Origin of the sequence: Bacillus litorisediminis, from assembly GCF_022808645.1 — a bacterium.
Classification (GTDB): Bacteria; Bacillota; Bacilli; order Bacillales; family JC228; genus Bacillus_BF; species Bacillus_BF litorisediminis.
The window spans coordinates 83,254-98,151 of record NZ_JAKZKT010000013.1 but is presented as its reverse complement, the minus strand read 5'-3'; the positions used below and the strand labels follow the sequence as shown (position 1 = coordinate 98,151).

The 14,898-nt window shown below is 41.8% G+C and carries 11 protein-coding genes, 1 pseudogene and 1 riboswitch; all 12 genes and pseudogenes read left to right on the top strand.

What is annotated here, in order from left to right; translation table 11 throughout:
- Positions 1 to 865 precede the first annotated feature (865 nt).
- The 12 genes and pseudogenes from MLE14_RS09080 (at position 866) to MLE14_RS22610 (ending at position 14,879) form a co-directional block, all read left to right on the top strand.
- Positions 866 to 1,714, top strand: a complete 849-nt coding sequence (locus MLE14_RS09080; protein ID WP_243298044.1) for a YitT family protein — start codon at positions 866 to 868, stop codon at positions 1,712 to 1,714.
- A 27-nt stretch (positions 1,715 to 1,741) separates the two neighbouring features.
- Entirely contained in the window at positions 1,742 to 2,077 is a 336-nt protein-coding gene (gene cccB / locus MLE14_RS09075) for a cytochrome c551 (RefSeq protein ID WP_313897645.1), read from the top strand.
- Between the two features lie 419 nt (positions 2,078 to 2,496).
- Complete coding sequence (gene ftsE, locus MLE14_RS09070; protein ID WP_243298043.1) at positions 2,497 to 3,183, top strand: cell division ATP-binding protein FtsE; 687 nt, start codon at positions 2,497 to 2,499, stop codon at positions 3,181 to 3,183.
- The gene (ftsX, locus tag MLE14_RS09065) at positions 3,173 to 4,066 is read left to right on the top strand and encodes a permease-like cell division protein FtsX (protein WP_243298042.1); all 894 of its coding nucleotides are present in this window, start codon (positions 3,173 to 3,175) and stop codon (positions 4,064 to 4,066) included. The genes ftsE and ftsX overlap by 11 nt, the downstream gene beginning before the upstream one ends.
- Before the next feature lie 91 nt (positions 4,067 to 4,157).
- Positions 4,158 to 5,396 (top strand): murein hydrolase activator EnvC family protein, encoded by a 1,239-nt coding sequence (locus MLE14_RS09060; protein WP_243298041.1) that lies wholly within the window; start codon positions 4,158 to 4,160, stop codon positions 5,394 to 5,396.
- A gap of 289 nt (positions 5,397 to 5,685) precedes the next feature.
- Positions 5,686 to 6,828, top strand: a complete 1,143-nt coding sequence (locus MLE14_RS09055) for a trans-sulfuration enzyme family protein (RefSeq protein WP_243298040.1) — start codon at positions 5,686 to 5,688, stop codon at positions 6,826 to 6,828.
- 94 nt (positions 6,829 to 6,922) lie between these two features.
- Positions 6,923 to 7,035, top strand: a riboswitch (SAM riboswitch).
- A gap of 171 nt (positions 7,036 to 7,206) precedes the next feature.
- On the top strand, positions 7,207 to 8,538 hold the full coding sequence (locus tag MLE14_RS09050) for a homocysteine synthase (RefSeq protein WP_243298039.1): 1,332 nt from the start codon (positions 7,207 to 7,209) through the stop codon (positions 8,536 to 8,538).
- A gap of 87 nt (positions 8,539 to 8,625) precedes the next feature.
- Positions 8,626 to 9,708, top strand: a complete 1,083-nt coding sequence (gene metX, locus MLE14_RS09045) for a homoserine O-acetyltransferase MetX (protein ID WP_243298038.1) — start codon at positions 8,626 to 8,628, stop codon at positions 9,706 to 9,708.
- A 102-nt stretch (positions 9,709 to 9,810) separates the two neighbouring features.
- On the top strand, positions 9,811 to 10,182 hold the full coding sequence (locus tag MLE14_RS09040; RefSeq protein WP_243298037.1) for a hypothetical protein: 372 nt from the start codon (positions 9,811 to 9,813) through the stop codon (positions 10,180 to 10,182).
- Between the two features lie 183 nt (positions 10,183 to 10,365).
- Complete coding sequence (locus tag MLE14_RS09035) at positions 10,366 to 11,811, top strand: S41 family peptidase (protein WP_243298036.1); 1,446 nt, start codon at positions 10,366 to 10,368, stop codon at positions 11,809 to 11,811.
- A 366-nt stretch (positions 11,812 to 12,177) separates the two neighbouring features.
- Positions 12,178 to 13,378, top strand: a pseudogene (locus MLE14_RS09030) (MFS transporter).
- Between the two features lie 313 nt (positions 13,379 to 13,691).
- Positions 13,692 to 14,879 (top strand): PDZ domain-containing protein, encoded by a 1,188-nt coding sequence (locus MLE14_RS22610; protein WP_243298035.1) that lies wholly within the window; start codon positions 13,692 to 13,694, stop codon positions 14,877 to 14,879.
- Positions 14,880 to 14,898 lie beyond the last annotated feature (19 nt).

Here is a 14,898-nt window from a genome sequence, read left to right as displayed (position 1 = left end):
CATGTGAAAAATGTGGAGGAGAAATGTACCCTGAGTATTATAAAGGAGTACAAGGGATAGAGTACAAAATATCAGACATACGCTAAACAAAAAAGGACCGGGCGGTTTTTGCCCGGTTTTTCTTAATGTGGGGAAAAGATCTCTGAGAAGCATAGATGATTGTTGAGTCCCAAATAAGGGGTTCATTGACTGGAAAAGGGGGGTGAGTTCCGAGAAGGGGTGCTGAGTCCGGAATAAAGGCTGGTGAATCCGGAATAAGGGTTGCTGAGTCCGGAATAAACGCTGGAGATCCGGAATAAAGGCTGGAGAATCCGAAATAAAGGGTGCAAAGTCCGGGATAAAGGGAGCTGAGTCCAATAAGGGTTGCTGAGTCCTGAATAAAGGCTGGAGAATCCGAAATAAAGGGTACAAAGTCTGGGATAAAGGGATGCTGAGTCCGGAATAAGGGTTACGAAGTCCCTGATAACAGGTGCAGAGTTCTGATAAACTGGTCTGAGTTCGGTAAAGCAATTACTAAGTCCGGTTAATTTGTTCTGAATTCGGTAACACCACTTCTGAGTTCGTTATAACGGTTCTAAGTTTGGTGAAATGATTACTGAGTTCGGTAAACCACCCTCTGAGTTCGTTCAAATAACTGTGAGTTCGATTAAATGACTCTGAGTTTGGTTATAAACCGAAAATAGGCTAGAAAATTGGCCAAAAATCAAAAAACATTGCCATATCGTCAAAAAATACAATGCCGCTGACCTTTATTAAGAGGTTCGGCCTAAATTCACCAAAACCTATTCACACTATTTTCATCCCCTGTTATAATCTCCTAGGTTTCATCGAAAAATAGGAGTATGGCGATAAAGGAGAATACACAATGAATCAGAGTAACTCGACGGTCCAAAAGCTAACTGAATATGTGCTGGTGCTTTTGGGATCTGCCGTTGTTGCGATTTCTTTTAACGTACTGCTGCTGCCAAATCGGGTGGCATCTGGTGGAGTGAGTGGGATTAGTACGATACTGGATGCTTTGTTCGGTTGGGAGCCGGCTTTTGTCCAATGGGCTTTAAATATTCCTTTGTTTATAGCGGGTGTGCTTTTATTAGGGTTTCAATATGGATATAAGACACTGGCCGGGACGTTATTTTTGCCGCTGGTGGTATTCCTGACGAATGACTGGGAGCCTTTCACGCTGAATCCGCTGCTTGGCGCTTTGTTTGGCGGAATGGGGGTAGGTTTAGGTCTCGGGATTGTGTTTCGTGGGCATGCTTCGACAGGAGGAACTGATTTAGCGGCACAAATTTTACATAAATATGCAGGTTTGAGTCTGGGAACTTGTGTAGCGATTATTGACGGGCTGATTGTTTTATCAGCGGCTATTGTGTTTGATATTGAAGGCGGTCTTTATGCTTTGATTGGTTTATATGCAACGAGTAAGACGATAGATGTCGTGCAAACGGGTTGGAAGCGTTCGAAAATGGCCCTTATCATTACCGATTATGAGCAACAGATTCGGGAAGCGGTTTTGCATAAAATTCCGCGTGGTGTGACAAAACTACAAGCATATGGCGGTTATACCGATTATGCCAAATCTGTCCTAATGTGCGTTGTGGATCAGACAGAATTTCAAAAATTAAAGGACATTGTTAAAAGTATTGATGCACATGCGTTTGTTGTCGTGATGGATGCATCTGAGGTTTTAGGCGAAGGATTTAAGCGGAATTAATTTTTCAATCAAATGGAGGGATCTTCGTTGTCTAAAAAATGGATGGCTTTCCTCATCCCGACCATACTGCTCGCTTTATCAGCCTGCGGCGGGGGAGAGGAAGAAGAAACACAGGAAAATGGGGCTGAGCCTAGCGCCATTGAGGCAGAGGCAAGACCTATTTATGAACAAAATTGTCTCCAATGTCACGGTCAAAATTTACAAGGAGCCGGTGGTCCATCTTTAGAGAAAGTAGGTTCGAAATACTCGCAAGCCGAAATTGAAGAAATCATTTTAGAGGGTAAAGGAACCAATATGCCTGGCGGGTTAATCCAAGGGGATGAAGCTGCGACTGTAGCTGAATGGCTTTCAACATTAAAATAATCCCGAAGTCAAGGACTCTTTTATAGGGTCCTGTTTTTATTGCTAATTTTAGGAAATAAGACTCTAGTCATTTGAACCGATCATTGAGCAACAGACCTGATTTTACAAATTCCGAGCCAAAGCCCTATTGCCAATCATGGAAAAAATAGGACTAAAAGCTGCCGTTTTCCAGTTATCGACAAATTTCAACTCTGGTAAAATAAGAAATCTAGTGAATTTGAACTAGAATGAAATCAAAATGTAATAATTTTTTTCGTTTTTTTTGACATTTCGAGTGTTATAATGTTTCTGGACCCCAAAAATAGGGTAAAATATATCCCTTTTTTAAGCGAAATTGTCAAAACATGTATATATAGTTTGTCGGATTATAGTACAATTGATTTGGAATTCAGAGTACACAACATTTGGGTGGTTATTTCATGATAGAAATGAAAGATGTTTATAAAAAATATAAAAACGGCGTTTTGGCCGCAAATGGCATTAACGTCAAGATTGAAAAAGGTGAATTTGTATATGTCGTAGGTCCCAGCGGTGCTGGTAAATCTACGTTTATTAAAATGATGTATCGTGAAGAAAAACCGACAAGCGGAGTGATTATCGTTAATAATACGAATCTATCAACTCTTCGCAACAGTCGGGTACCGATTTTTAGAAGAAACTTAGGCGTTGTTTTTCAGGATTTTAAGCTTTTGCCGAAACTAACTGTCTATGAAAATGTTGCTTTTGCGCTGGAGGCAATCGAGGAAACGCCAAAACAAATCCGCAGAAGGGTTATGGAGGTTCTCGATTTAGTGAGCTTAAAGCATAAAGCAAGAATGCTTCCATCTGAGCTTTCAGGAGGAGAGCAGCAGCGAATTTCGATTGCACGTTCGATTGTAAACTCGCCAAAGGTTGTCATAGCGGACGAGCCCACAGGTAACCTGGATCCTGAGACAAGCTGGGACATTATGAGAATCTTTGAGGAAATTAATAACCGTGGTACTACGGTGGTCATGGCTACTCACAACAAAGAGATTGTAAACACCTTAAAACATCGTGTTATTGCCGTAGAAAACGGACAGATTGTGCGCGATGAAGAGAGAGGAGATTATGGCTATGAAAGCTAGAACTCTTCTAAGACATATGCGTGAGAGCATCAAGAGTTTAGGACGCAACGGTTGGATGACATTCGCCTCAGTCAGTGCCGTAACTGTGACTTTGCTTTTAGTTGGTGTATTTTTTCTGATTATGATGAATTTAAATGAGGTTGCAACATCATTGGAAGAAGATGTTGAAATCCATGTTTATATTGATCTGACAGCTGACCAAGCAGCGGTAGAGCAATTAGGCGAACAAATAAAAGCGTTAAACGGTGTGGAGGAAGTTACTTTTTCTTCTAAAGACCAAGAGCTGGCTGCGTTTGCAGAAAGCATGGGTGATGAAGGGGAGCTCTTCGCACTATGGCAGCAAGAAAATCCGCTGCACAATAAATACATTGTCAAAGCATCAGACCCAAGAAATACAAAGGCTGTCGCCAATCAAATTAACGTGATGCAGCATGTAAGCGAGACTGAGTACGGGGCTGGCAAAATAGATAAATTATTTGATATCCTTGAAATTGGCCGCAACGTTGGACTTGTTTTAATTGTCGGCCTGCTGTTCACAGCGATGTTCCTTATTTCAAATACGATTAAAATTACGATTTTGGCCAGAAGCAAGGAAATTGAAATCATGCGATTGGTTGGGGCTACAAATGGCTTTATCAGATGGCCGTTTTTCCTTGAAGGAATGTGGCTGGGAGTACTAGGTTCATTTATCCCGATTACCTTAATCGCGATTCTTTATAAAAAAGTGTATGACTACCTGTCACCTCAGCTAGAATCTACTTTTATACGAATCTTGGACTATACTCCATTTATCTATCAGCTGTCAGGGCTGCTGATCCTGTTAGGCGCACTGATTGGTATCTGGGGAAGTACCATGTCGATTCGGAAGTTTTTAAAAGCTTAATAAATAGAAAAACCGGAGCTGATCCCATTCACTCAGCTCCCGATACATATCTCACTTTTAGTCTATGATAAAAGAAAGGCAGGGAATACTTTTGAAAAAAAGCACGATTTCGATTGTTACAGCGTTTTTTCTATTAGTAGGAACGCTTACATATAGCGTAGCAGAGGCTAATACGATAAATGATTTAGAAAATAAAAAAAATGCGATTAGTAAAGAACGTTCAGGAGTCAGCAGCGAAATCGAAGAAAAGAATGCGGAAATCAGCAGTTTACAGGCACAGCAAGACAAGTTAAAGCAGGAAGTTGAAGAGCTCGATACAAAGATTGCTGAAACTAATACACAGATACATGAAAAAGATCAAGAGATTAATAGAAAAAAAGAGGAGATTTCTATTCTTCAAGCAGAAATCCGAGAATTAACCGAAACGATTGAAAAGAGAAACGAATTATTAAAAGAGCGTGCACGTGCATTCCAGCGTTCAGGCGGATCTCTTAGTTACTTAGATGTTTTACTTGGTGCCAATAGCTTTGGGGAATTTATTAGCCGTGTTAGTGCGGTTTCTACGATTATGGATGCGGACAAGCAGTTAATTAAAGAGCAAGAAGAAGACCTGGCGAAATTGGAAAAGCTGCAAAAACAACAAGAAGAAGAGCTGGCAAAGTTAGAAACACTCCGTCAGGAATTGGAAAAAATGAAGGCTACTTTAGATGCGCAGCGTAAAGAAAAAGATGCTTTGATGGAAGAGCTTCGTAAGCAGCAAGCCAATATCGAAAATGAAGTTATGGATTTGAAAGAGCAAGAAGAATTGCTTGCAGCTCAAGAAGCGACGATGGCTAAAGCTATTGAACTCGAAAAGGCAAGATTAGCTGAATTAGAGAGACAAAGAAAAGCGGCTCAACAGTCCGGTGGCGGATCTTATCCAGCTGACACCGGCGGAACCTTTATGGTTCCTGCTGCCGGATATGTATCATCTGAGTTTGGACCTAGATGGGGCGACTTCCACTACGGTTTAGATATCGCAAAAGGTGGCCATGTGCCAGTCGTTGCTGCTGCAGATGGTGTGGTAATCCGCTCTTATTACTCGCCAAGCTATGGAAATGCTATTTTTATCAGCCATTCCATTAACGGGCAAATCTTCACAACCGTTTATGCCCATTTAAACAGCCGGAGCGTAGGCGAAGGTGAAGTTGTCACAAGAGGACAGCAAATCGGTGTAATGGGTAACACAGGAATGTCTTATGGTCAGCATCTGCACTTCGAAATCCACGAAGGACCATGGAATGCCAACAAGACAAACGCCGTCAACCCAAGAAAGTATCTCTCATTCTAATTTAATAGAATGATAGGAAGTGTTAAAAACCCGGGCAAGTGGGATGCCCGGGTTTTTTTGTTTATTGCAAGGGATCGGATGGCACCAAACTCAGGAGTAATACCCGAATCTGGCAACAAAAATGACGAAATCTTGGACGTAATACCCGAAATCAATTATAACCAGCTATTTATTATTAAAAATGCTTTATTATATTTTATAAAAACTATGTCATTGTTACCGAATTAGATGTACAATGAACTCAATCCTGCCGTGCGATAAAGGATTTACATTGAAAGGAGTTTTTCCGGTGGCTCAATCATTTGAAACCAAAGCGGTCCATTTTTCGATAGATCAAGAAACAATCAACAGAAGCAAAACGACGCCCATCTATCAGACATCTGTATTTTCTTTTAAAACGCTGGAAGAGCTAGAGTCGCATTATACGGGCGAGCTTCCATATTTATATACAAGAAACGGCAATCCGAATCCTGATGAACTGGGACAAGCAGTGGCTCTGCTAGAAAATGCTGAAGCGGGAGTTGCTTCTTCATCTGGTTTATCTGCGATCATGGCTGGGATTTTGGCTGTTTGTAAACATGGGGATCATATTGTCGCGAGTGAAGATGTTTATGGCGGGACCTATCATTTCCTTGAGCAGCAGCTTGAGCAAATCGGCATCAGCGTGACTTTCGTCAATTTTTCGCAGCCAGAACGTATAGAAGCGGCGATTGCTCCCGTTACCAAGCTTCTTTATTCAGAAACGATAACCAATCCTTTTTTGAGGACTGAATCACTCGAAACTATGGTAGCGATAGCGAAAAAACATAATCTAACGACAATGGTTGATAATACGTTTGCGACTCCATATTTACTTAGGCCACTTGAACAAGGGATTGATATTGTGATTCATTCAGCCACGAAGTACATTGGCGGGCATAGTGACGTGACAGCTGGGGTAGTGGTTGGCAGTAAAAAATGGGTCAGCCTGGCAAAGGAGAAAATTGTGACCTGGGGTGCAAATGTAAGTCCATTTGAAGCATGGCTTGCTTGCCGAGGACTAAAAACAATGGCTCTCCGAATGAGGCAGCAATGCGAGAATGCGGAGAAACTCGCATCTTTTTTACAGGAACATCCAGCTGTTGAGAAAGTATTTTATCCAAAAAACGTTTCGGTAAAAGGAAATGGGGCGATTGTTTCCGTTCAATTAAAGCCTGAGATTGATATGAGTGCATTCTTTTCTAATCTTTCTTGGGTTGCTATTGTCCCTTCACTGGCTGGGGTGGAGACTACGGTTTCTTATCCAATTGCAACGTCGCATCGGGCACTTCCGGAAGCTATTCAGCAAAAATTAGGAATAACGACACACTTAGTGCGTATATCTGTTGGTATAGAAGATTTTTCAGACATAGCGAGTGCGTTTCAGCAAGCTATGAAATTAGCTGAAAAATAAAAATTTACAGAAAAGCACTTGACGATGTGAAACCTTTTACTCTATAATTCAGTTCAAACGAACAACAAGTTCATACTTCAGCTAAATTGAATATCTCTTATCCAGAGCGGCGGAGGGACTAGGCCCGATGAAGCCCGGCAACCATCAAACAATCGGTTTGATAAGGTGCTACTTCCTACAGATCAAAGCGGATCTGAAAGATAAGAGGAGGACTCAAGCTACAATCCCTCTTCTTATGAAGAGGGTTTTTTAATTCCTCTTCATTCTATTCTTTTGATGTGTTCCCCCTTTCAAAAAAACACAAATAAAAAGACCGTCCGCTCTGTAGGAAGTTTACCTAGTTTTCATATCGGAATAATTAACAAGGAGGAAATAAAAATGACTCATGAATTCGAGAACTATCAGCCGGAAACATTACTATTGCACGGAGGACAAGAGCCAGATCCAGCCACTGGATCACGAGCAGTTCCGATTTATCAAACTACTTCCTACGTTTTTAAAAACACAGAGCATGCCCAAAATTTATTTGCACTTGCGGAGCAAGGAAATATCTATACAAGGATTATGAATCCAACGGTGGATGTTTTTGAAAAAAGAATTGCGTTGCTTGAAGGCGGGGCTGCAGCAGTTGCCACTTCTTCTGGAGCGGCTGCCATCGCCTTTGCCATCCTCAATATTGCTCAAGCGGGAGATGAGATTGTCGCTTCATCTGATCTTTATGGCGGTACCTTTAACCTCTTTTCAATCACTCTTCCTAAATATGGAATCAATGTTAAATTCGTAGATCCAAAAGACCCTGAAAATTTCCGGGCTGCAATTACTGATAAAACAAAAGCCGTCTTTGCAGAAATTATCGGCAACCCAAGCTTACATGTCCTTGATGTTGAAAAAGTAGCGGCTGTAGCGCATGAAAATGGAATTCCATTAATCGTTGATAACACTTTTGCATCCCCAATCGCTTGTCAGCCTATTAAATGGGGAGCCGACATCGTTGTTCACTCTGCGACCAAATGGATTGGCGGCCATGGAACTTCAATCGGCGGAGTCATCGTTGATGGCGGTACATTTGATTGGAATTCAGAGAAATTCCCTGGGTTCACTGAGCCTGACAGAAGCTACCATGGGCTTCGTTTTGCTACGGATGTCGGCAATGTAGGGTTTGCTGTTAAACTTAGAGTCCAATTGTTACGTGATATAGGTGCTTGCTTAAGCCCGCAAAATGCCTTTTTATTCCTTCAAGGACTTGAAACCTTACATTTACGCATCGAGCGTCATGCAGAAAATGCTTTAAAGCTAGCTCAGTATCTGCAGAATCATCCAGCAGTTGAATGGGTTTCCTATCCTGGATTAGAGCAGCACCCTTCCCATGAAGTCGCCAAAAAATATTTCAGAACAGGCTTCGGCTCGATTGTGAATTTTGGTATTAAAGGCGGCAGAGAAGCTGGCCGAAAAGTGATTGATAATGTGCAGCTCTGGTCTCATGTTGCCAATGTCGGCGATGCGAAATCACTGATTATTCACCCTGCATCTACTACTCATCAACAGCTGAGCCCAGATGAATTAAAGTTAACCGGAGTTACGGAAGAGTTGATTCGTCTTTCCGTTGGAATTGAATCCATCCAAGATATTATTCATGATTTAGATCGGGCTATCTTCGTAGCAACAGGCAAGTCTTCCGAAGTAGAAGTTGCGGCTGATCGCGAGGAATGACAGTGACGGACGGAAATAGTGATACATGGTTAGACGTGATCTGTTTTTGCACTCCTTTCAAAAACTCAGATGAAAGAGTTGAGGCCTTTGACATCTAGGCTGAATTACCAATATAAAACCAATACTGTTCAGATTGGGGACATTATCCTTGAATCAGGTGACTGTTTATCAGCAGTAGAGGTCGCCTATGAGAGGGCTGGAAATTTTAATGGCCCTGCGGTTCTTGTATGCCATGCCCTGACAGGGAATCATTTTGCTGTCGGTACCAACGAGAATCCAGGCTGGTGGAGCGGACTGATTGGTCCTGGCGGTTATATCGATACAAACGAATTTCAGGTCATTACTTTTAATGTGCTGGGAGGATGTAATGGAACCACGGGTCCAACGAGTACTAATCCACATACAGGGGAGCCATACCGCGGCAGCTTCCCGTACCCAACCATCCGTGACTTAGTCCGGGTTCAAAAAAGGGCATTGGAACTTTTAAAGATTCGCTCACTTCACGCCGTTGCCGGGGGCTCACTCGGGGGCATGCAGGTGCAGGAATGGGGACTCTTATATCCGACATTCATAAATCACCTTATTGTCTTAGCTTCTACTCCGGAACTAAGTGACTATGGAATGGCATTTAATAGAATTGCGATCGAAGCGATTCAAAATGATCCGAACTGGAATGATGGTTTTTATGATCCAAATGCTGAACTTAAAGGATTAGAGATTGCGAGGATGGCTGGTATGATCACATACCGAACCCCGCAGCTTTTTTCCAAGCGGTTCGAGCGCGAAGTTAGAGAGGAGGGCTCCCCAACTTTGTATCAAATCGATTCATATTTAATCTATCAAGGGAAAAAATTACGGCAACGGTTTGATGCGAATAGTTATTTGAGATTATTGCATGCGATGAACAGCCATGATATTGGCAGGGGACGAGGCGGCTGGGAGAAAGCTTCCCGGCAAATTCAAGCAAAAGTCCTCGCCCTCGGCTTTAAAGGGGATCTGTTATACGAGACATCCAGAATCGCCGAGTTCGCTGCAACAGTCCCGGTTGGCCACTTTTTCGAGGTCGATACCGTCTTCGGCCATGACGGATTTTTAGTCGAATTCGACAAATGGGGACCGCATATTAAACGGGCGCTTGAAGAAAAAACGGTTAAAGAGGAAGTCGGGTAATGGTTATAGCCGGCTTTTATAAAATATGCTCTTTCCTATTTTAGAGGGGAGAGCTATTTTTATTGTTTTTTGTTATATCAGGTGCCGAGTTCGGAAAAAGAGGTGCCGAGTTCGGAAAAAAGGGGTGCCGAGTTCGGAAAAAGGGGTACTGAGTTCGGAAAAAGAGGTGCTGAGTTCGGAAAAAGAGGTGCTGAGTTCGGAAAAAGGAGTGCTGAGTTCGGAAAAAGAGGTACTGAGTTCGGAAAAAGAGGTGCTGAGTTCGGAAAAAGGAGTGCCGAGTTCGGAAAAAGAGGTGCTGAGTTCGGAAAAAGGGGTGCTGAGTTCGGAAAAAGAGGTACTGAGTTCGGAAAAAGGGGTGCGGAGTTCGGAAAAAGAGGTGCTGAGTTCGGAAAAAGGAGTGCCGAGTGCGGAAAAAGGGGTGCCGAGTTCGGAAAAAGGAGTGCTGAGTTCCGCAAAATGGTGTCCAGTTTCTAAAAATCTGTATCAAGCTCCAAAAAACGAGTAACTGATTTCGAGAAAACCGTTCCAATCTTGTGAAATTAATCTCGGGGTTTGTCTCATAATTTATAAAGCCTGTACATATATTGGAGTAAATGCCTGTACTATTACGTGTTGGCAGATTACATGGCAGAATGAAGCAGGTTAGGGGGAGCCCGAGTGAAGAATAAAAAATGGCTGGCAATTACATTGTCCTGTTCAATTGTAACAGGAACGGGTGGGTTTTTAGTGGGGGCGAATCCCTTTTTTGAAGAGGAAAAGGAAGAGGCCCAACCCAACCAATCGGATTCATACATATTGAGTGACAGTTTGCGAAAGGTGCAGCGTGCCTTTGATTTAATTTCGACAGGTTATGTGGAGGAGGTTCCAAAGGAAGAGCTGGTAGAAGGAGCGATTCAGGGGATGCTTTCTGCTTTGGAGGATCCTTATTCGGTTTACATGGACGAGGAAACGACCAAGCAGTTTTCCAATACACTTGAATCTGAATTTGAAGGAATCGGAGCCGAGATTAGTAAAATCGAAGGGAAGATTTATATTATTTCTCCTTTTAAAAATTCCCCTGCAGAAGAGGCCGGGTTAAAGCCGAATGACGAAATTATTTCGGTTGACGGGAAGAATGTATCGGGTATGGATCTGTATGATGTAACCGAAATGATAAGAGGGGAAAAGGGGACGGTAGTGAATCTCGTGATTAAGCGGGAAGGACTCAGTAAACCGCTTGAAATCCCGGTTGAGCGGGCAGAGATTCCAAATGAAACCGTGTTTACCCAAACCTTTGAAAAGAATGGAAAAACGATTGGGTATGTTGAAATTACCTCATTCTCGGAAAATACGGATGAGGATTTTATTAAAGAGCTAAAGGCATTTGAGGAAAAAGGAATTGACGGTCTGTTAATAGATGTGAGAGGAAATCCAGGCGGGCTGCTTTCGAGTGTGGAAAATATTTTAAAAGAGTTAGTGAGCAATACAAAGCCGTATGTTCAAATCGAGGAACGCCGCGGCAACCAGATGCAATACTTCTCAAACAAAAAAGAATCGAAGGATTATCCGGTCGCTGTGTTAATTAATAAAGGAAGTGCGTCTGCTTCTGAAATTTTAGCCGCTGCCTTAAAAGAAGTGGAAGGTTATACACTCATTGGTGAGAAAACATTTGGCAAAGGGACTGTTCAGCAAGCCGTGCCGATGGGGGATGGAAGCAATATTAAGCTGACTCTCTTTAAATGGTTAACACCAAATGGCAACTGGATCCATGGCAAAGGCATTGAACCTAACGTTGAGATTGGCCAATCGGAAGTATACTATACCCATCCTATTCAGCTAGAAGAACCGCTAAAGCGGGATATGAACAATGAAAATGTGAAGAATGCACAGGTTATTTTGGATAGCTTAGGCTTCGAACCTGGCAGAACGGACGGATACTTTAGCAATCAAACTGAAATTGCCGTTAAAGCCTTCCAGCAAATTAAAGGAATGAAAATGACTGGGGTTATCGATACGATCACAGCGGCAGCTTTGGAAAAAGCAGTTATCGAAAAAATGAATGACCCTCGCTATGACCTTCAGCTCCAAACCGCCATAGAAATCATTGCTAAAAAAGAAAAATAGGTTCTTCCTCCATAGGAGTTTTATATAAAAGAACGTGCTAAATTAGCGGCACGTTCTATTTTTTTGAAACAGAGGGACGGTTCTAGTGTTGCAATCGAGCAAAAAATGGTCAAAAATCGGTGACAAAGGAGGAGGTGGGACCTTAAGATAAGAGATAAGAAACCCCAAAATCGTTGAAAAAGCAGAAGAAAGGTCTTTGATATATGCGATGATGGCCAAAATTCTTTCGTTAGACTATTGACACTTGTGTTGTTATTAATATATGATTATTTCTTCTTCAATCATTAATAGTAAACAATTTACATAATTTACACGATTTTACGACGATTAATGATTTTCATGCTATAGAAATTGAGGTTTACAAATATGAATGCAGAACAACGTAAAAAGATAACGATATTAATGATTAATATGTTTATTGCCATAGGAAGTTTTGGTATTATTATCCCTATTTTGCCCGGCATATTTAGAGTCCATTAATCAAGGCGGAACAGCTGCAGGACTAATGATTGCTCTATTTGCGGGTGCGCAGTTAATCTTTTCTCCAATTGCGGGAAAATGGGCGGATCAATACGGACGCAGAAAAATGATTATTTATGGATTAATAGGATTAACGCTATCCATGTTTGTTTTTTACGGTTTCAGTTCTATTTGGTGGCTTTATGTTTCACGTATTATTGGCGGTATTGGAGCAGCGTTGCTCGTACCGGCGATTTTTGCGTATGTTGCGGATATTACAACATTGGATCAACGTGCAAAAGGCAATAGTCTCGTATCGGCAGCCATGTCACTAGGAATTGTGATTGGACCAGGGATTGGCGGCTTTTTAGCTGATTTTGGCTTAAAGACCCCATTATTGATATCTGCACTAGTATCCCTTGTTTCCGTGATATTTTCTGTCTTAGTTCTTAAAGAAAGCAGCACGATGGAAATAAAGGAATTCCCTAAGGATGAAGAATCGATGGCTAGAAAAATGATCCGTTATGTGAGTATGCCTTATTTTATTCCGCTCATTATCACCCTTGTTATGAGTTTTGGTTTAATGGCATACGAATCGGTTCTTGGTCTATTCGTTGATCATCAATTTGGGGCTACTCCGCAGGAAATTGCGATTATGGTCACATCTACGGGGATCGTAAGTGTCATCGTGCAGTTATTTGTTGTTGATCGGATCGTTAGCCGCTATGGAGAAGGAGTTGTCTTAAATATCTTTTTAGGAGTAGCGACAATAGGCTTTCTTTTCTCGCTATTTGCATCTACTTATGTATTTTTCTTTGGGATCACTCTTTTAATTTTTCTTGCCACATCCATTCTCCGGCCAGTCTTAAATACTCTAATTTCCAAAATGGCAGGTCATGAACAAGGCTTTGCCATGGGTATGAATAATGCTTACATGAGTATAGGGAATGTATTAGGACCTACTCTGGCTGGGATATTATACGATATGAATATTATATATCCATTCGTTATGGGGCTTATTTTCTTAGTCCTGACACTAATCGTAACGATAATCTGGCAGAAACGATCTGTTCGAAAAAATAATCAGATAAAACTTGGGGAATTATAGAAATAGCTTGTGCAAAAAAAGCCTTCCCTGGTTTGAATATGAAGATATGGCAATCATTCATGGTTTGTCAGGGGGTTGTTGATTTCATTATCAATAGCTCTTTTTTTTGAAAAAGATTTACGTAATCAGAGGGACGGTTCTTCTGTTTCTGAAACAGAAGAACCGTCCCTCTGTTTCACACCCCTAATCCAAAATAAAATATTGATTTCTTTCCCTGAAATTTAAAAAACTTCCTCTTTTTCCCCTATTAATTTGCTACAATAGAGAGTAATAGATTTGCATCGAAAGGTGATTACAAGGGTGGTGAATTTGTGTGACTAGTGAGTGGATGGTAGAAACTTTACAGGCAATGGGTATCTTTTTTATAATTCCTATTTTCTATTATGTAATCTTTTATGCAGTTTTAATGGGTTATCGGAGGGTAAAGCGGGAGCGGTCCCAGTTTAAAGCCCGAGTCTATGATGGCTTTAAGGAGCTCCGGACGGCATTTAAATATAGTCTCCTGACGGGAGCTGCTCTTTCTCTTGTAACGGTTGTTTTAGGAGTAACCGTTTCACCCGGTGTTTTAACCTTAGGCGGGCTTTTATTTTTCCTCCTTTCCTTTACATTGCAATATCAGCTTCTTTCACCTGCCTATGTATTGGGAGGAGCTTTCATCATTGCATCCATTCTGCCATCCTTTATGGAGGAGATTCCTGTTTTAGGGTTTCCTATTGAAATGAATTCCAATACAATTCTTTCCTTTTTGCTGCTGCTCGGATTGCTGATTGCGGTTGAAGGGTATTATATTTTGAAAAATGGCGATGCGTTCACTTCACCCATGCTTGTCAAAAGTAAAAGGGGCCGGATGATAGGTGTGCATGAAGTTGATCGGTTGTGGTTTTTCCCTCTGATTTTGTTCGTTCCGGGTGAGCTGTCTGTACCATGGGAATGGTGGCCAATCATCCCTATAGGTCAAGACTTGTTAGCACCTTTGATTCTTCCGATTCCAATTGGCTATCGAAGACGGTTCCAAGGGCTTCTTACATATGTAGGAACTAGATTAGAAGGGAAATACGTCCTCCTGTTAGGGGTAGTGATTACAGCAGCGAGCTTTTTAACCTATTATGGATTATTCGTAAGCTATATTATCATTGGGGCAGCGATTCTGGGCAGAGAAGGGATTGCACTTTGGATTCGAATGAAAGACCAATCAAAGCCAAGTCTATACACTTCCCGAAATCAGGGGCTTGTGATTTTAAGTATCCATCCTTTTTCTCCAGCGGAAAAGTTAGGGCTTAAAGTGGGGGAGGTTGTCACTAAAGTAAATGGACATGTTGTGCGGACACCCGAGGAATTCTACTACTACCTCCAGCAAAACAGAGCTTATTGTAAGCTCGAGGTTCTAAACTTTGACGGCGAAATGCGATTTGCTCAGCGCGCGCTTTATGAAGGCGAACATCATGGGCTTGGATTGCTGTTTGTGGAGGAAGGGAAGGATTACGAAGCAGAAGTGGTGTAACATAAACTTGGCATTTTTC

What these genes read in the sequence shown, in the direction of transcription:
- MLE14_RS09080 (WP_243298044.1), top strand. Translation starts at nt 866, where the DNA reads ATGAATCAGAGTAACTCGACGGTCCAAAAGCTAACTGAATATGTGCTG.
- MLE14_RS09050 (WP_243298039.1), top strand. Translation starts at nt 7,207, where the DNA reads ATGACTCATGAATTCGAGAACTATCAGCCGGAAACATTACTATTGCAC.
- ftsX (WP_243298042.1), top strand. Translation starts at nt 3,173, where the DNA reads ATGAAAGCTAGAACTCTTCTAAGACATATGCGTGAGAGCATCAAGAGT.
- ftsE (WP_243298043.1), top strand. Translation starts at nt 2,497, where the DNA reads ATGATAGAAATGAAAGATGTTTATAAAAAATATAAAAACGGCGTTTTG.